The sequence below is a fragment of the Halomonas colorata genome (assembly GCF_014897985.1).
GTDB lineage: Bacteria > Pseudomonadota > Gammaproteobacteria > Pseudomonadales > Halomonadaceae > Vreelandella > Vreelandella colorata.
Window position 1 is genome coordinate 1 of sequence record NZ_JABUZA010000037.1, and the last position, 17,155, is coordinate 17,155.

The following is a 17,155-nucleotide window of genomic DNA, read 5'->3' on the forward strand; positions in this document are numbered from 1 at the left end:
CGAGAAGGATGCTGGCATCAGCCCCCGGTGTTGCACTCGGATAATGGCGCGCCGATGACGTCTTATACGCTTAAAGCAAGGCTAACAGAGCTGGGAATGCTGATGTCTTACAGCCGGCCGAGAGTGAGCAATGACAACCCTTACTCGGAAGCGTTGTTCCGCACGGTCAAATACTGCCCAGCGTGGCCTACAAAGGGCTTTGCATCGCTCAACGCGGTACGTGACTGGATGCTGGCGTTTGAACAGGCTTACAACGAACAGCACCTGCACAGTGGCATTCGGTATGTGACGCCCGCTGATCGGCACCAAGGCGTTGACCGTGAACGTCTTGAGCACCGCAAAGCGGTGTATGAAAGCGCTAAGCGCCGACATCCACAGCGCTGGTCAGGCAACACCCGAAACTGGGAGATACCTGGCTCGGTATCGCTCAACCCTGGCAAGCTGCACGAAATCGAGCGTAATAAACAGGCTGCCTAGAGGCAGCCATTTGGACAACTGGGTTGAAAATCACCGCTAATGGCCACTGCGCGTATGGTGCGCGGGGTTGTTGTGCATCAAGCGCGTTGCCAGCTGGATGAAGCGCTGTGATTCCTCACCGCTTGATTAGATGGGTGGAGCGGCATCCGGTGGTGGGGTTTGTGCTGCTTGGGTTGGTGATTGCTTCATTCGTGACAGGATTGGTGAGGCTGATTTTTGGGCATTAAAAAGCCCCGCGGTTGCGGGGCTTATTTGTTTTTAGATGGATTAGGCGGCTCATTTAATATTGGCCCTAAGTATTTAATGATAGCCGCGCCGACTGCCCCACTAAACATCATCTTATCCACTTCTTGAATGGTCGTGCTGGACATCCAGTGCCAGCTTTCAGGCAAAATAATATGCAATACGCGAACGACAAAAATTAAGATCAAACTAATGCCTACAACACGCAGGCCCATTATGAATAGAGAGTGGAATGTCGACCGCGTTGTTTCATTACGTTGTTCATTCGCTTCAATTAAGGATTTATTCGTATCCGTTTCGACACTTTCTTGATTAAATCCCCTGCTTTCTTCTTGTGCGATGGAATCGTCTAACTGTATTCCGAATAAATCAGCACCAATCGCATCTAATGGGCTTCGGCGTTTTTTATTATCTTCCGTCACGCATACCTCATTACATAAAAAACGCGAGCCTCATGCTCGCGCTAGTTGATGATAATGATCTCGAATTAGCGGCGTCGGGATAATCAATCCGTGAAAACCACGCCTGTCCCACGTTGTATCCCAAGGCGTTCCGGGCTGATGGGTAATTGCAGATAGCCTGATGCCATCATGCTGCCCATATTTAGCCCAAACCTGATTAATCAATGCCTGATCATTTTCGTCAAAATGGTTCCCACAAGAACTTTCTGGCAACTCATGCTCGATTGGGCTGCTACGGTATTGCTTCACCTGATCGTACAGCTCAGGGATGACCGGGCCAAACTTCCAAGCCTGAACCTCTTCGAGAAAAAGAGGCCGATTATTGATACCTAGGCTCCAACCATGCGCGATATAAACGAGTTTCAGCAGCTTCATGGGGGTAAGATCATTCCGTCCCGAGTCACGGGCCTTGCGAATGAATGCGTTTGCAACAGTGTTTAGTTCGTAACTCATCACGCCCTCCTGCTTACTTTCAGCGCCCCTTGCTGTGTAATTATAATTTTGTACCTACGCTGCGCGTTGGGGGTTCAGCAGCCTACCTTATAACACCTTATATGACAATATTAGACGCTGTTTTGCTCAATTGCGCCTTAGCTTGTGTGAATTGTTTGTGTCTCCATCCGAATACTGCAGGTATAACCGCGTTCGGAAAATTCGTGGATCACTTCGTCAATGATCCATGACGTAGCGTCGATCTCTGGCTTGTAGCCTTGTGTGGTCACCGGCGTTTCGGGGTAAATATCCGCGCGGCCTTCGGCTAGATCCAGTGTTAGCTCGGAATGCTTGCGTTGCAGGCGCGTAAGCTCGGCGGTGGCTTCTTCGATGGCGTGGGCTTCTGTGGCGTAGGTATGCCGTAGGCGTTTGGCATTCTCGCTATTGCCCACCAACACCTCCTTTCGCTCCGCTTCGTCCAGGTCGCTCCAGTAGGCAATCACGCCTGTAAACTCTTCGCGGTCTGCAATCAGGTAGCGGTGCGTATCGCCGACGCCGCGCTTTAGCGTGAGCATGGGTATCGGCGTGCCGCCAGCGGTTACGCCGCCGTTCATTGGCATAAACAGCAGGTTGCCGTTTTTGGCCATGCACAGGGCATCAAACCGCTCGGCCAAGCGGTAGAGAAAATGCAGGTCTGATTCGTCGGTCTGGTCGATGTGGTCGATAAAGATGCCTGCCAGTGGCGCGGCAATATTGGGGGCCAAGCCCAAGCGGCCGGCAGCAGTGGCCACGATCTCTTGCAGGGTTTTTTCGTGATAGCTTTCGCAGCGCTTGGCGGGGTTGTCCTTGCGCAGGTCGGCGCTGCGGGCGCGGATCGTGAGCACGTCCGGTGCGCCTGAGTGTTCGACTTCATCCACCGTGAAGCTACCACGATCCACCAGGGCCTCACCTTCCCAGCCCAGCGCCACGGTCAGGATCTTGCCGCGCGGCGGTATCGCCAGGCGGCCGTCGTGGTCTTCAAGCGTGAGGGTGAGTTCATCGGTGGTAGTGCCGCGTCGGTCGGTGATGGTGAGGCTTTGCAGGCGGCCGGTCGCGGCCATGCCGCCGATGCTATATGCGGGGCGTCGGGCGGGGATCATTACACCAACCTCGGCACGGCGCGCATCGCCATACCGGCGAGCGGGCCGAGCATGGCTAGCAGGTTGCCGTTATCGTCCTCGACACGGTTCAGCACCATGTCGAAGCCGATCTGTTGCGCTGCGCCGTCGCGCGTCAAAGCTACCTTGCGTTCTTTCAGGCTTTCCAGCACGTAGTACCCGTAGTTTTTACCGGTGCCTTCAATGAGTGGCCAGGCGTTGCCTTCGTTGGCCATATCGCGCAGCTGGTCAAGGTGCGGCTGGCCACCGGTGAACTGCGGGTGCAGTGTCCCGGTCAGCGTGATGGTGTCTTCACCCTGGCCGAGGAACTGCCGCGCGGGTAGCAGGCCCACACGGCCTTGGGCTTCTTGCCGCCACCGGGTTTGGCGTTGCAGCTCTTGATAAGCAGCGGTATCGAGTGAAAACACGAACATGCCGTAGATCATCATCATCTTTAGTACCTCAATCAATGTCGTGGAATGCCGAGCGGCGCGAGGCTTGGGCGCGGCGTTCGGCATCGCGTAGGGCGCGCTGCACTTCGGCGTTCACCAGACGCGCCAGATCCTGTTCGCTCATGCCCGGCGCGGCGTGGATCTCGATATTGATGCCGCCGTTGATCGTTAGCCCGCCGCTGTTAGGCTCGGCGTGATTTTGCAGCGGCGGGCGCGCATCGATCTGTACGCCGCTGGTGTCGATACGCAGCGGGTCGAATTGGGGAAGTTCTGGCCACTCGAATGCCAGGGTTTCCAAGCTGGGCAGCTCGGGCCTCTGGATTTCAAGCGAGCCCAGCTCGGGCAGCGTTGGCCGCTCGATGCGCAGTGCATCTAGCGTGGGTGTTTTTGGTGTGGCCACCTCGCTATACAGGCGCGGCAGGTCGGGCGCGTGGATTTCTAACGCGCCTGGGCTGGGTAACGCAGGCAGCGTTGGCCGCTCGATGCGCAGTGCATCCAACGTGGGTATTTCTGGCGTAGCCACCTCGCTGTATAGGCGCGGAAGGCTGGGCGCCTGGATCTCAAGCGCCGCAAGCTCGGGTAGCGTTGGTCGCTCGATGCGCAGTGCATCCAGCGCGGGAGTTTCTGGCTTAGCCACCTCGCTGTATAGGCGCGGAAGGTTGGGCGCCTGGATCTCAAGCGCCCCAAGCTGGGGTAGCGTGGGCCGCTCGATGGGCAGTGCATCCAGCGTGGGTGTTTCTGGTGTGGCCACTTCGCTATGCAGGCGCGGCAAATCGGGCGCTTGGATCTCAAGCGCGCCCAACTCGGGCAGCGTTGGCCGTTCGATGCGCAGTGCATCCAACGTGGGTGTTTCTGGTGTGGCCACCTCGCTATACAGGCGCGGCAAATCGGGCACTTGGATATCAAGCGCGCCCAACTCGGGCAGCGTGGGCCGCTCGATGCGCAGTGCATCCAACGTGGGTGTTTCTGGTGTGGCTACCTCGCTATGCAGGTGCGGCAAATCGGGCGCTTGGATCTCAAGCGCGCCAAGCTGGGGTAGTGTGGGTCGCTTGATGCGCAGTGCATCCAGCGTGGGTGTTTCTGGCGTGGCCACCTCGCTATACAGGCGCGGTAGCTCCGGTACTGTTGGTGGCGATACTTCCAGCGCGAAAGCGGGCGAGGCAATCCCGGCACCGAGCATTAATCCGGCTGCCGCATCACGCAAACGATCCGTTAAGCTGCGCACTTGCTTCACCGGGCCGTCGGCATCGGCCTCGATGCCTTTAGCCATGCCTTGCGAGACAAAGCCACCAATAGTGGCAAACACGCGGCTGGGGGAGTGAATATCCAGCCAGCCGCGTACCGTATCGGTCACGCCGTTGGCTAGATTGGCGGCGCTTTCCGTGGCGCGATTGGCGCCGTCGCGGATGCCTTGCCCTAAACCTGCAGCGGTATCCTTCCCGAGCTGAATAGCACGGTTGGCACCATTGCTTAAAGAGTCCAGCGCGCTGCCCATGGCGTCTTGTACCCAGCCCGCGATGCTGCCTGCCATGCCCATTACTTGATCTCTCAGCGCGCCGACCATGCTGCCGATGCCATTGATCATGCCTTCGACGATATTGACGCCAAACCCGGCAAACACACGGCTGGGGGAGTTGATACCCAGCACGCCTTTGAACCAGTCCTTGATGCCCGTGGCGATGCTGGTAATACGCTCGCGCAGAGCGGCCAGCTTTTCGGTTACTCCACCGATCAGGCCATCGATGATGAACGTGCCTAGGCTGCGGAAGCCCTCGGGTACCTCGATGCCCAGCATATCCAGCGCTGATATGAACGCGGTATGCAGTAACCCGATGGGCGACCAATCGATCAGTAGCTTGGTAACGCCGCCGATCCCATCGCCAAACGCGTCGTTGACCGTCGACCATACATTGCCCGCTGATTCACGTACCCATCCCAAGGCGCTAGTCATGCCGTTGGCCAAGCCGCCAATCATCTTGCTGCCCAGCTCGGTTAGCGATCCGGGCAGTTCAATGCCCAGGCGGCCGAGCGCGGATGAAATGCCGCTATAGAGCAAACCGAGCGGCGACCAGTTGACCAGCAGGCGGGTAACGCCGCCGATCCCTTCGCCGAACGCGTCTTTGATTTGCTGCCAGACGCCACTGAAAAACGCTTTGATGGGCTCCCAATATTTGTAGATGACGAGGGCAGTGGCGGCGATGGCGAGAATGGCCCAGCCGATGGGGTTGGTGGCCAAAAATACTGCCGTTGCTTTTAACGCGCCGAGCAGGCCGACGGTGAGGGCGCGGCCGACGGCAAACAGGGCGGTGCCGGCCGTTTTGAGTATCGGCGCGAGTACTCCGGCTTTGATGCCTAATGTGGCCATGGCAAAGCGGGCGAAGAGCAGGGGGGAGAGGATGCTGGCAAAGGTCATCGTGACCGCACCGCCAACCGTAGCCAGGGCGATCATGCCCGCCGCCACCTTGGCGATAGTGCCCGCTAGTTCGGGGTTAGCCTTGATCCAATCGCCTACGCCGCGCGTGATAGCGGTAATGTTTTGCACTAGCCCGCGCAAGGGGCCGTCGTTGGTGTCGGTGATTGAGATTCCGACTTCTTCCCAGGCGCTGCGCAGGTTCTTTAAATCGCCACCGATGTTATCGGCCATGGTTTCAGCCATACGGGCGTTTTCACCCATGTTCTCGCCCAGGGCATTGATGATCTCATCGAGCTGGCCACCGCCCATGGCGTCGACCAGTTCCGCCATGCCGGAGCCAGCCTCTACGCCGAAGATATCCTGCATGATGGCTTTGCGTTCGACGTTGCCGAGGTCGGCAGTGGCTTGGCTGATATCGCGAAGTATTTCAGGCATGGCGCGCATGTTGCCGTTGGCATCGGAAATTTGTAGCCCGATATTTTCAATAGCAGCTGCGCCCTTTGCTGCTGGGTTGGTGAGCCGGTTCATCATCGCGCGCATAGTGGTACCGGCCTGGCTGCCCTGGATGCCGATGTTGCCGAGGATCCCCGACATAGCGGCGGCTTGCTCCATGGTTAGCTTGAGGTCTTCGGCACCGCCCAGGTATTTCATGGTTTCGCCGAGCATTTCAAGATCGACGTTTGCCCGGCTGGCGGTACCGGAGAGAATGTCCGCGACCCGGCCCATTGCCCCATCGACTTCCATATCGACTTTGAAGGCGCCGGCAATGTTGGAAGCGATATCTGCCGCGCGGGCTAGCTCGGTGTTGTTGGCCAGGGCGAGGTCGAGCACATCACGCATGGAGGCTTGAATTGCCTCGCTGCTCATGCCCGCGCGCAATAGAAACTCTTGGCCGCCGCCGACTTCGGTGGCACTAAACGCGGTGGTGCCGCCCAGGTCGCGGGATTGTTGGCGTAGGGCTTTGAAGCGTTCATCGTCAGCATCAAAGCGGCCAACGGCTTGTAGCGTGCTCATCTGTTCCGCCCAAGCGACGCCAGGCGTTAGTAGGCGACTAGCGGCGTAGCCCTGGGCGATGCCGGTGCCGAACATGCCCATGCCGACGCCCTGGGCGCGGGCGACGTTGGCCATGCCATTTTGATAACGGTCGCGGGCTTCTGTTAACCGTCGTTGACGCTGGGCAACCTCGGTTAAGTGTCGCTTTTGTTCCTGCAGGGCGGTGTTTAGCCGCTCCTCTTTGGTTCGCAGCTCACGTGCGCTGCGGCCCAAGTTATCGGTGCTGATACCCGCTTCATCCAGCCGCGTTTTTAGCCCACGGATACGCTCGGTTTGGGTCGCGTGGTTCTGGGTGAGCCGCTTTACTTCCTCGCCTGCGTGACGGGTTCGGTTGCGGTATTCGCGCAGGGTGCGGGCGGATCTGTCGAACTCGGTCTGCGAACTGTGCAAGCGGATGCGCGCACGCTCAAGCGAGGCGTTAAGCTGGTCGGTGGGTTGTTTGGTGTTAAGCAGCTGTTTAGCGAGGCGGTCGTATTCGCGTCTATTTACCGTCAGCCCTGATTTGATACTGGCGTGGGCTTCGCGCTGCTGGTCCAATGCCTGGGTATATTGCCGGTTGCGCTCGCGGGCGTCGCGCATTGCACGGGTAGTAGTGCGTAACGCGGCGTTCGCTTTGCGGTAACTTGTGACGTCGCCTTGCTGCCTCTGTAGGTCGCGGATTTGGTTCTGGGTTTCGCGCAGTGCCTGGCCGGTTTGGCCAGCACCTTGACGCATTTTTTTGAGCGGGCCGGTGACACGGTCCACGGCGTTGAGCATCACTTGCAGTCGTAGATTACGTGCCATCGGTTTTCCTTACTTATTGCCTTGCTTGGGCTTGCTGCCTTCGTGGCGTTTGCGGGCGCGTTCGCGCCATTCCATCAACTCTTCCAGCTCCATGCCGTCCATGGCCTGGGGTTCCCAGTGGAAGACCATGGCTAGATCCGCCATGGCGTCTTCGACGAACTCGGGCAGGCTTAGGCTTCGATGTCCTTGTATTTCTTTGGGGTCAAAAAACCGTTCAGCGCCGTACCCAGCTGCACCAGGTCGACGATGTCCATGGTTTTCAGCTCGGCTTCGGTGAGGCCGGGGGTGGTGATGCGTGGCATCACTTTTGTGAGCGCGGCGACGTCCAGGTTCATGATGTCAACCAGGGAGACGCCACGCATACCGCCGCTCATAGGCTTGCGGACGGTGATTTCAGTCACCTCGTTTTTGCCGCGCTTTAACGGGGTTTCCAGCTCGACTACTTCGGTTGGTACGCCGGGGGCGGTTTGGGTTTCAGCGGCTTGTGCTTCGGTTGCCTCAACGGCTTGGGATTCAGTTTTAGTCGTCATGGTGCATTCCTATTAGTTGAGTGTGGCCACCGTTGGGTGGCCGCTGGTTTGAGAGGAAAAGGATTTAAACGCCGAGAGCGGCGCGACGTTCTGCCAGCCGGTCTACACCGCGTACTTTGAAGATGTAGCCGGGGACATCGCGCTCGATGACTTCTTCGCCATCCACGATCAACTTGAAATACGAGAGTGTGGTGGTGACGCTGATCTGGTTGTTGTCGCCCTTACTCGCGTCGCCCATAGAAATCGTCTTGTGGCGGCCGCGCATGACGATCTCGACCGGGATAATTTCGCCGTCTTCGTCGGATTCGTAAGAGCCGGTCATGCGCAACATGGCGGCATCGTGAATGGGGCTTCCGTAGCTGTCGTAGATATCAACGATCATGCCGCCCGCGACCCATTCGAATTCCTGCAGCTCATTGCCTTGGTCGACTTCGATGGGGCCTTCCATACCGCCGCCTTCATACTCGACCATTCGACGCGAAAGCTCGGGCAGTGTGAGTTCGGGGATCTGGCCTTGCCAGTTATTGCCATCGCCGAACAAGTTAAAATCTTTGAGGATATGGGGTAATGCCATTTTGGCTTGCTCCTGTTACTTGTTGATCGGCGGCTTAGGCGGCGATGCGGTCGGCAAAATCGACCAGGTATTGGTCGGTGATGCGCTGCTGCAGCATGAGGTTTTCGAGCGGCGGCACCGGCGTGTAGTCGTAGTCGATGTAGAGCTTGCCGCTTTTCAATACCTCTTTACTGTTCAACTCGGGGTCGAACCAGGCTTCGCCGCCCAAGATGTAACCCTTACGCGTCAATTCCCGGAACTTGGCATTGATGCCTTCGATAATGTCGCGCACCAGTGAGGGGTGCATCGGCTTATCAACGGCCCAGAGATGGGCTTCGGCGATGGTGTCCGCGAGTACCTGCGCGGTGCGGGTGTAGCTCTCGAACGCGAAGAGCGGATCTTCCGAGCAAGTGCGCGAGCCCCAGAAGCGGAAGCCTGATTTATTGATTAGCGTGGTGACGTCGGCGGCGTTGAGGTAACCGGCATCGGTGGCGGGATCTTGCAGATCCCAAAACACATCGTGGCTAATACCGGTGACGCTGTTCACGGCCATGTTTGAGATGGTTTTGTGCCAGCCGATTTCGTTATCAAGGCGGGCGCGGTGGCCAAGAGCCTTGGCGACGGCTGACAGTGGGCGGCTTTCCTTGGCGTTCACGTCGAACGCTTGCCAGTTCGGCCAGATCACCATCGCTTCGCGGGCGTCGAAGTTCTCGCGGTACATCACCGCTTCTTCTTTTGTCTCGCAGTCATAGCCGGAAACATAAGCGAACGCGCGCAACTTTTTAGCCACGCTGACCAGGGCGGTGGCCACGTTTTCATTATCCAATTCCGGCACGCCGAGGATCCGAGGTTTCACGCCGAAACGTTGCTCAGCTGCAAGAAGTGCCTGGATACCGGTTTTCTGGCCGGTAGGGGTAACGCTGCCAATGAGGTTGGCGGTGGTTGTGTCTTCGTCTTCGCCTTCGGCAACGCGAACGACCACGCATAGCGCGCGGGCTTCTTCGACAATGGCACGTAGTGAGCGTGCCAGCGTGCCGGTTTTACCGGCGGCGCCAATCGCGCTGTAAATATCGGTTATTAACACCGGGGTATCGAGCGGGAAGCGCTCGGCGTCGGCTTCGGGGCCGGTGGCCACCAGCCCGATAACGGCGGTGGCCACGGTACGGATCGGGCGGGTGCCTTCGTTGATTTCGACGACGCGGACGCCGTGATGGTAATCGGCCATATGTGCTTGGCTCCTGCGCAGGTTCAAGCGGTATCTGTTTTGGTGTGGCGACCATGGTGGGCGGGCTTCGCGCGGGAGGGTAGCGGCGGGCGTTGTGCCAAGAGCGGGGGACAAGGTATAAGTTTACTTTTGAGCAGGAGAAAGATATGAGAATGCGGTTTTTGTATGGATCGGTCGTGGCGGGTTTTTTTATAGGCGTCCTGATATCTATCTGGGTCGGTGATGTTCTTCATATAAAAAAATGGGATGCGGGATGGATTCAAGCTATAGGGTCAATATGTGCCGTTGCTGTGGCGATCTACGTACCATGGAAAATTGATAAAGATAAAAGGCAAGCAGAAGAACAGAGGGTATACCAGTTGAGAAGGCTGTCATTAAAAGCTTTAAGCCATGAAGTATGGACTATGAGGATGTTTTTTATAAATGGCATAAAGGCAGTTGATAATAAGGATTTATCTAAACTGTCTCACTTGGTCAAGGAGTATGTTCCAGAGGATTCAGAAAAAATTCTAGCCATAGATTCTGAGAAATTTCATGTGCTCTTGAATATAGAAGACGAGATAACAACTTTTTATTTTAATGCTATTTCAAGAAAACTTTATGCAACCGTATACGCAGGTAACTATTATTTTGAATTGATGGAGCCTACTGGGTTAGATGTAAATAAACATAAGAATGAGGCAAAAAGGTTTTGTGAAGAGGGTTTATGTTACTGCGATTCCATTTTAGATAAAGTTAGTAAAGAATTCGGAGCGATATCTACTGATTTGGAAATTAAGGTCAGTGATTAAACCTAATAAGCTGAAAGCCTGCCAAAATGGCAGGCTTTCATCATTTCTCGGGCTGACGTCAACGGCGTTGCTAATTGAGCATCGGGGTATGGCGGGAAAGCGAGGCGATTACCACGCATGCAAACAACGGCGCGAGAACGTCGAAAACAGACTTGCGTGTCCACCCTCGCCAAGCGCCTTCGTACCAGTTAACCGGCGGCACCTGCCCCCACGTCCAGCCTCGGCGGTGTGCCACGCGGTATTCGTTCTGGGCAATTTCACGCCCCAGAAACAGCGCCACGGCAACGCTACCGGCTACCCACATATCCATGAACGGCAATAATGTGAACTGGATTAAAACCGCAATCAGTGCGTGTTCAATATAGGAACGGTTCATAGGGCACCCATTTGCGGACGGTACTTGTTGAGCTGTTCGATGGCTTGCTGGGCCGCCTCTTCTGCGGCTTCGATGGTATCGGCGCGTTGCACGGCGGCTTTACCACCCAGGCGCAGGTTGCGGATATCGCGCAGGGCGGTTTCCCATTGGTCGGCGGTGGCGACGATCTCTTGGGCGGCGGCTTCGGCGCTGACCCCAAACATCTCGATGTGATCCTGCACGCTGGAAGGAATCGCCGCTTCATCCTTGCCGCCCGCTAACCACTCGCTGGCTTCCTGCTTGGCCAGCAGGTACTCCTGATCGATATAGCTGCCGGGGCTGACGAAGGCGGCGCGGGCTTTACCGGCGGCGGTGTCGATATTTTCACCTAGCTGCTTTTGAGCGGCTGGCAATAGCGCTTCCAGCGGAATGCTGGTGTTGTGGGTCGATACGCCAATAGTGATCTTCCCGTTATAAACCACTTTTTCTAAATGCATGATGGGCGACCTTAAATAGTGAAGGATGAGCGGACGTTCTGAGTATTCAGATTGCCAAACAGCTGGGAAACCGAGGTGATGTTCCCTGAGATAGTTAGCGTTGAGGCAATAATGTCGAGCGGGATTTTGGGGTTGTCGTAGCAGTAGAGCAGGCGTGGCGAGTTAGTGAAGCTCGCGCTTGAGCCTCCTGCAGGCTCCACCGAAAAATCACACGATGCGCCGATGATGATTTGATACGTGGAAAAAGAGCCCATGCTTCCGCCCATGTAAACCATGCTCAGCGGTATATCGTGGAGTTTTACATCCACATTTCGCAGTTTGAAGCGTGGTGTATTTTCCAGCATTGAGCCGACGTAGCACATCCATGCGGTGTTTTTTCCTGTCGCTTCTTCCCAGGTATGACCGTCTTTAAATTCTGCTGTATGCAGCTCAACGTTTCCGTTGGTTTTATCGTCGATTTCTACGTAGGGCGCGCGGAAAGGCTGCATAGGCCGACCAGCAGCAGAGCCTCCGTAGAAGCCTTGGATGAGTTTAGTTACTCCTCCCACAGGCCCATCTTGGCAGACAATACGTATCTCAGATTTGGCATAGAGCGCACCATCCAAGATAACAGCAGAACCGCCAGCCACAGTAAGTTCGACAATGTCGTAAATCGTATCGCCGCCGCCGATTACTCGGCTAACTTGCCGATAGGTTTTTACAGGGTTGGATGCAGAAAGCCCTGTGTTTTCATCATTTCCTTTAGCTGTATCGAGAAAGACTTTGATGCTGCGCGCTTCGCTGACTCGCTTGGGGAAATCTTTGCCGGTGAACTCATCAAACTTGCGCTGTGCAGCTGACAGCGTGTTATCGATGCCCTTCATCTTCCCAGCGATTTCGCTGGTCAACTTGCTCGCTGCGCTAACCAGCGCGCTGACTTGGCTTTCTAAGCTCATGAGGCCTCCTGAGTGCTGTTTTGAATAGTGGCGGCGCCCTGGGTAAAGGCGTCGGTTAAGGCGGTGAGTGATTCACCGAGCTGGTTTTCCAACTCTGTGACGCGGGTTTTGGTGGCTTTCTTGGCCAGCTCTTCGGCGATGGTGGTGGCGAAACTCGGGTTGTTTCCCAACGCCTCTGCGATCTCGGCGAGGGTGTCGAGGGTTTCTGGGGCGCTGCCGATCAGCACTTGGATACGTGCGTCGATCTGCTCGGTGGTGAGTACGTCGGTTTTGTTCGCCTTGTTGCGAAGCTTGCCGTCGATCACGCCGAGCGTGTGGGTCACTGCCTGGCGTAGGGCGATGAGATTTTCATCAAAGCTCATTTTGTGGCGTCCTCCTGTGCGGCGATCATGCCGCCGTGGTAACTGATGGCATCTGTTAAGGCGTTCAAAACGTTGCCCAATTGCTGGGTGGCCATGCGTGCTTCTGCGACCTGGGCGAGGATCTCAGGCGATAGCGTGCCGGGCGGTCCCTGCAAGCCGTGGCTAATGACCTGAAAACGTGGCGGTGCGGGTAGGTGAACCGTTACCGAGCGCGCGGGCATGTTGACGGTGAGGCGAGTAGCGTTAGCCATGGACTACCCCCGGCTGCAATTGGAAGTGACCGCGCAGCAGGCTGAATACATCGCCGCTTGGGAACGTAACGCGCAGCTCGTACCGTGCGCCGGACCAACTCGGTGAGACGGCACCGGCCGTTTGCTCGGGGCGGATATGCACGTTGATGCCGCCTTGTTCTGGTACCAACTCGATACCGTCGCCGATTTCACAGCTGAGCAGCGGCCCGCCTTGAGTGGTGGCCACCACGAATACGGCTTCGCAGCCGGTGATATCCACCGGGGTGGCGGCGGCGTCTTCGCTGGCCCAATTCGCACTAAAGCGATATGTGGTACCTGCAACCATGGAGAGCGTGGGGGCCTGGGTACTCATGCGCGTTTCTCTAACTCATGCACGCGAAACAGCAGATCCACCTGGCGGGCCATGTTGTCGACGATGGCCGCCGCGTTGGCGGTGTATTGTTCGCCCCAAGCGGCTAGCGAGAGATTGGCACCGGTGCCTTCCACCGTGACGGATTCAGCGGGTAGGGCGTCCAGGCGTAGATCGAACGCGAGCAGCAGCGGTACCGCGTTGGAGATATAAGCCAGCGGATTGGCGTCGGACCAGACAGCGAGCAGCGTACCGTCTTCAAGAAAGAACCCCACTTCGTGCACCCAGAATTCTGGGCCCTCGCCATCCACCACGCCGGTGAGATGAATTTGGTGGTCGCTGACGCGCTGGCCATCGGCAATGCTCACGCGGCGGCGTTCGTTGACCAGCTTGAATTCGTTTTTACTGGGTTTACGGGCGTTGCCGCCCAGCGCGATATGAGTAATACGGGCGGCTAGGCCATCGCTTGCGGCATTGAACACGGCGGCGAGGCCCGCCGTGGTGATAACGGGTACCAGGGCTGTCATGTGGTGCTCTCCATTGTGTGATGAGTGACGGCAAATCCGCGACATGCCCCGGCGACTAACAGCGATGCTGCTGGCAGGTTCGCTTGGGCCACTGAGTCGGGCAGGTGGGTATCGGGTGCGTTTGCCATGAGCCGCCGTGTAACGGCTAGCCCACGATAGGCACCGGTAATGGCGATCCGCGCCGGGGCCAGCGTGGCGTCAGTTGTTATTTGTGCCGCTCGGCGCGCCAGAGCGCTGGCTTTATGCACTGCCGTTACGCTCATTTCGGCGCCGATTTCGACCTGCTGTTGAATCGGGTGCGCCGCATTCCGCGAGAGGGCGCCGGGTTGCACGATGCTCGCCGTTGCCAAATTAGTAGCCATTTCAAGTGGCGGCTGGGTTGGGCGGGCATCGTTGCGGGCTAAACCGGCGGCGCTTTGGGCGCTGGCCACGCCAACCCGGCTTGGGCCGAAGTCAGCGGAGAGGTCAAAGTCGTAATGGCTGCGTAGGTTCTTCGTACTTTGAATGGCGTGGTGAATCTGCTGATAAAACGCGCCGCTGAGCTGGTCGGCTACGGCCCGGTTGTCGTTGAGGTGCAGCCGAGCGCGGAAGGTACCCGGCTGGGTGGTGGGCTGCTGCTCGAACCACTCGGTAAGCGTGACCTTGATGCCCATGGCGGCTAGGGCTTTTTCCACGGCTAAGCGTGTGCCTTTGATGCGGTGCACGGCAAAGCTTTCGGCGATCACGGCGCGCTTGGTGGCCTCTGGCCAATCGGCTTCCCAGACATCCACGGAAAACGCCCAGGCGAGGAACGGCAGCAAATCCGCCGGGCAGGTTTCCGGATTCCAGAGCGTGCGCAGCGGTACCGGCAGGGCGAGCGGGTGCGACGCGGCGACGCGGGCTTCTAATTGGCTGCGGTTGGGCGGTAACAGGTGCATGGTCATGGCAGCCGCTCCGTGGACAGCGTAATGCCAGTGCATCGGGGCGCCTGGCTGGGCGCGCTGCGCAGATCCTGCCAGCCGTGGAGCGTGACGTTTTCGACGCCTTGAACGGTGAGCGCGGCGCTAATGCCGGAGCGCGTAACCCAGCCGCCCAGGCGATACCGGGCGTCAACATAGGTGCTCAGTTCGCCGCGGGCTTCCTTGGTGACCAGTTCGGCATCCGGGCCTGAGCGCAGTGTCAGCGTGGCATTGACCTGGTAGTCCGTGCGCTCGGCGGGCTGCAGGGTGAGCCTGTCTGTTAGAGGACGGTATGGCTCCAAGTAGTCACGCACGATATTAAGTAGCGCGGGTGTGGCGATGCCTTCGTTCTGGCGTGATAGGACAGTAAGCACCACATCAACCGGTGCGGGGCTTTCCACCGCAATATCGCGCACATCGGGATGCGCGGCGGCGGCGTGGAATTGATAGGCGCCTACTGGCCCGGCCACCGATAGTCCTTCAAAGGCGAGCTGAATACGGGCGCGAAAGTCGCGGTCGTGTTCATACGTGGGCGGTACCGGCGGCACGGCTTTCGAGTCGCCGGGGTCGAGCATCAAGCGGGTGACTTGGAAATTGGCGCCGAGCTGGTCGAGGTCACCACCGGCGGCGTAGGCGAGCATGACGGCGCGGGCGGCGTCGTTGATGCGTTCGCGTAGTAGCAATTCGCGGTAAGCGTTTTCCTGCAGGAGCTTGGTAAGTGGCTCGCTTTCCAGTGCGAGTGTGGCGGCGAGATCCGCCCGATCATCAATGGGCGTGAGTTCGATTAGCCGCGCTTTTCGCTCGCTGAGCAGCGCTTCATAGTCCAGTGGCTCGATAACATCTGGCGGCGTGATCTGGGAAAGATCAATCGGCGTGCTCATGTGAACGGCACCTCGATGTGTAGGCGCTGGCCATCGTGGGTTTGGGCGTCGATCCCGAGCAGGGCGCGGCCGTGCTGGCTGGCATCCACTTGCCGATTAACGCGCAGCACGCGCACGCGGGGTTCCCAGCGGGTGATGGCCATCACGGTGGCGGCGTAGGCTTGTAGCAGCGTGGTGTCGTTTAGCGGCTGGTCGATCAACTCGGGTAGCAGCGAACCGTATTCCCGGCGCATAACACGGGTGCCGATGGGCGTGGTAAGAATGTCGCGAATGCTTTGCTGAATATGAGCAATGCCGAGTACTCGCTGGCCGTTCGATGTGTGCATGCCCACGGTTAGCCCCCTACAAAAACGTTATTGGAGCCGGTGGCCACTAATGAGCCACACGCGACCGGGTCACCGACACGCCCCTTGGGACGGCCGTTCACGAATACCGTTTTGGAGCCCGCTGCTAGTACCGATTCATGTGTGCAGTGCCGCGCCCAGGCATCGCTTACACGATGGCTGGGAATGCCGTTCACAAATACATCGGGCGAACCGGTGACGGATGGGCGCGGCGAGCATGAGCCGTGGCCGGTACACATATCGCCGAGGCGGGTAGCTGCGGGCATGGCGGTCTCCTATAGCGGCGTGGGGGCCGCCATTTCCTGGCGCACGTTGTCGAGTTGGTTGCTTTGCTTAAGTGCGTTGATCATTGAGGCGCGACTTAGGCCACCATCGCCGTAGGGGACCGGGCGGGTATAAAGGCCCAGGCGCTCATGGCTGGCCCGTTGGAGGATCTGTTCAATGCTCTGGGCCATGGCATGCTGGCTGGTGGCCAGCGCTGCACCGCCTGCTTTTTTATCGGCATAGAGCGCTTCACGGATCAGCGTTAGCTCTTCATGTATTTGCTGGCCAACGGCGATCATTTTCGCGAAGTCGTCGGTGTAGTCGATAACGTGGCTATCGCCGGTTTTAACGCCCATGTAATCGCCCCTTAGTTTTCATAAATGTTGCGGCCTTTAAGGTGCATATCGCCGCTGGCAGTGATGCGGATATCACCCGTGGCCTTAATCGTGATATCGCCGGGAATGTCGACCGTCAGGTGATGCTCTACGTGGTTGTAATCAATCACTGCGCCGTCAGGCATCACGGCGTGAAAGTGGTCGCCGTTATCGCTGGGTGCGGGGTGAACATTTCGGAATAGCCCGGTCATCACTACGGCGGCGTTTAGATCCCCGCCGGGGGCGAATACAAGTACCTGTTCATCCACTGTGGGCGGGCACCAAGTGCGGGTAGTGCCCGCCCGGCTTTCGATCCAGTGCAGCCAGCCGGTTGTAAGCTCGCCGATATCGACCCGCACGCGCGGCGGTTTCGGCGGCGCGGCATCGGGGTTGCCGTGATCGACTTCGGCAATGGTGCCGATGCGAATCAAGTTGGCGATAAGGCGTTTAAGTTCGGCGACGTTGTTCATGCCGCCATGCTGCTTGGCTTTCGCGCGGGTGGGTAGCGGCGGGCGTTGTGCCACATGCC

General features: G+C 57.9%; 24 protein-coding genes. 2 read left to right on the forward strand and 22 right to left on the reverse strand.

Annotated elements, in window-relative coordinates; translation table 11 throughout:
- A partial coding sequence (locus tag INT33_RS15935) for an integrase core domain-containing protein (protein WP_226940232.1) occupies positions 1-477 on the forward strand: 477 nt, incomplete at its 5' end.
- A 248-nt stretch (positions 478-725) separates the two neighbouring features.
- Here the strand turns inward: INT33_RS15935 and INT33_RS15940 are convergent.
- From INT33_RS15940 to INT33_RS15980, 9 genes are all read right to left on the reverse strand, one after another.
- Entirely contained in the window at positions 726-1,142 is a 417-nt protein-coding gene (locus tag INT33_RS15940; RefSeq protein ID WP_193092383.1) for a hypothetical protein, read from the reverse strand.
- A gap of 30 nt (positions 1,143-1,172) precedes the next feature.
- Positions 1,173-1,634: a Panacea domain-containing protein gene (locus tag INT33_RS15945; protein ID WP_193092384.1), complete on the reverse strand. Its 462-nt coding sequence runs from the start codon at positions 1,632-1,634 to the stop codon at positions 1,173-1,175.
- 137 nt (positions 1,635-1,771) lie between these two features.
- The gene (locus INT33_RS15950) at positions 1,772-2,752 is read right to left on the reverse strand and encodes a contractile injection system protein, VgrG/Pvc8 family (RefSeq protein WP_193092385.1); all 981 of its coding nucleotides are present in this window, start codon (positions 2,750-2,752) and stop codon (positions 1,772-1,774) included.
- Positions 2,752-3,219: a phage tail protein gene (locus tag INT33_RS15955; RefSeq protein WP_226940233.1), complete on the reverse strand. Its 468-nt coding sequence runs from the start codon at positions 3,217-3,219 to the stop codon at positions 2,752-2,754. Before INT33_RS15955 ends, INT33_RS15950 begins: the two co-directional genes overlap by 1 nt.
- Positions 3,212-7,450: a phage tail tape measure protein gene (locus INT33_RS15960; protein WP_193092386.1), complete on the reverse strand. Its 4,239-nt coding sequence runs from the start codon at positions 7,448-7,450 to the stop codon at positions 3,212-3,214. The genes INT33_RS15955 and INT33_RS15960 overlap by 8 nt, the downstream gene beginning before the upstream one ends.
- 9 nt (positions 7,451-7,459) lie before the next feature.
- Positions 7,460-7,594, reverse strand: a complete 135-nt coding sequence (locus tag INT33_RS15965) for a GpE family phage tail protein (RefSeq protein ID WP_193092387.1) — start codon at positions 7,592-7,594, stop codon at positions 7,460-7,462.
- Between the two features lie 26 nt (positions 7,595-7,620).
- Entirely contained in the window at positions 7,621-7,980 is a 360-nt protein-coding gene (locus INT33_RS15970) for a phage tail assembly protein (protein WP_193092388.1), read from the reverse strand.
- 64 nt (positions 7,981-8,044) lie between these two features.
- Positions 8,045-8,554, reverse strand: coding sequence for a phage major tail tube protein (locus INT33_RS15975; RefSeq protein ID WP_193092389.1), 510 nt, complete (start codon positions 8,552-8,554; stop codon positions 8,045-8,047).
- Positions 8,555-8,588: 34 nt separating this feature from the next.
- A complete protein-coding gene (locus INT33_RS15980) occupies positions 8,589-9,758 on the reverse strand; it encodes a phage tail sheath protein (RefSeq protein ID WP_193092390.1) in 1,170 nt (389 codons plus the stop codon).
- A gap of 176 nt (positions 9,759-9,934) precedes the next feature.
- Between INT33_RS15980 and INT33_RS15985 the strand changes: the two genes are divergently transcribed.
- Positions 9,935-10,549: a hypothetical protein gene (locus INT33_RS15985; protein WP_193092391.1), complete on the forward strand. Its 615-nt coding sequence runs from the start codon at positions 9,935-9,937 to the stop codon at positions 10,547-10,549.
- Positions 10,550-10,619: 70 nt separating this feature from the next.
- Here INT33_RS15985 and INT33_RS15990 read toward each other — a convergent pair whose 3' ends face one another.
- Genes INT33_RS15990 through INT33_RS16050 form a run of 13 tightly spaced genes read right to left on the reverse strand, consistent with a single transcriptional unit; the run spans position 10,620 to position 17,150 of the window.
- On the reverse strand, positions 10,620-10,925 hold the full coding sequence (locus INT33_RS15990; protein WP_193092392.1) for a hypothetical protein: 306 nt from the start codon (positions 10,923-10,925) through the stop codon (positions 10,620-10,622).
- Entirely contained in the window at positions 10,922-11,401 is a 480-nt protein-coding gene (locus INT33_RS15995; protein WP_193092393.1) for a hypothetical protein, read from the reverse strand. The genes INT33_RS15990 and INT33_RS15995 overlap by 4 nt, the downstream gene beginning before the upstream one ends.
- Positions 11,402-11,412: 11 nt before the next feature.
- Entirely contained in the window at positions 11,413-12,336 is a 924-nt protein-coding gene (locus INT33_RS16000) for a hypothetical protein (protein WP_193092394.1), read from the reverse strand.
- A complete protein-coding gene (locus INT33_RS16005; protein WP_193092395.1) occupies positions 12,333-12,698 on the reverse strand; it encodes a hypothetical protein in 366 nt (121 codons plus the stop codon). The genes INT33_RS16000 and INT33_RS16005 overlap by 4 nt, the downstream gene beginning before the upstream one ends.
- On the reverse strand, positions 12,695-12,949 hold the full coding sequence (locus INT33_RS16010) for a hypothetical protein (protein WP_193092396.1): 255 nt from the start codon (positions 12,947-12,949) through the stop codon (positions 12,695-12,697). The genes INT33_RS16005 and INT33_RS16010 overlap by 4 nt, the downstream gene beginning before the upstream one ends.
- A complete protein-coding gene (locus INT33_RS16015; RefSeq protein WP_193092397.1) occupies positions 12,942-13,301 on the reverse strand; it encodes a hypothetical protein in 360 nt (119 codons plus the stop codon). Before INT33_RS16015 ends, INT33_RS16010 begins: the two co-directional genes overlap by 8 nt.
- On the reverse strand, positions 13,298-13,825 hold the full coding sequence (locus tag INT33_RS16020; RefSeq protein WP_193092398.1) for a phage tail-collar fiber domain-containing protein: 528 nt from the start codon (positions 13,823-13,825) through the stop codon (positions 13,298-13,300). The genes INT33_RS16015 and INT33_RS16020 overlap by 4 nt, the downstream gene beginning before the upstream one ends.
- Positions 13,822-14,748: a phage tail protein I gene (locus tag INT33_RS16025; RefSeq protein WP_193092399.1), complete on the reverse strand. Its 927-nt coding sequence runs from the start codon at positions 14,746-14,748 to the stop codon at positions 13,822-13,824. Before INT33_RS16025 ends, INT33_RS16020 begins: the two co-directional genes overlap by 4 nt.
- Entirely contained in the window at positions 14,745-15,644 is a 900-nt protein-coding gene (locus INT33_RS16030) for a baseplate assembly protein (protein ID WP_193092400.1), read from the reverse strand. Before INT33_RS16030 ends, INT33_RS16025 begins: the two co-directional genes overlap by 4 nt.
- On the reverse strand, positions 15,641-15,970 hold the full coding sequence (locus INT33_RS16035) for a GPW/gp25 family protein (protein WP_193092401.1): 330 nt from the start codon (positions 15,968-15,970) through the stop codon (positions 15,641-15,643). The genes INT33_RS16030 and INT33_RS16035 overlap by 4 nt, the downstream gene beginning before the upstream one ends.
- A gap of 8 nt (positions 15,971-15,978) precedes the next feature.
- Positions 15,979-16,254 (reverse strand): PAAR domain-containing protein, encoded by a 276-nt coding sequence (locus INT33_RS16040; protein ID WP_193092402.1) that lies wholly within the window; start codon positions 16,252-16,254, stop codon positions 15,979-15,981.
- A 9-nt stretch (positions 16,255-16,263) separates the two neighbouring features.
- Complete coding sequence (locus INT33_RS16045) at positions 16,264-16,608, reverse strand: hypothetical protein (protein WP_193092403.1); 345 nt, start codon at positions 16,606-16,608, stop codon at positions 16,264-16,266.
- A gap of 11 nt (positions 16,609-16,619) precedes the next feature.
- Complete coding sequence (locus INT33_RS16050) at positions 16,620-17,150, reverse strand: phage baseplate assembly protein V (protein ID WP_193092404.1); 531 nt, start codon at positions 17,148-17,150, stop codon at positions 16,620-16,622.
- Positions 17,151-17,155: the final 5 nt, after the last annotated feature.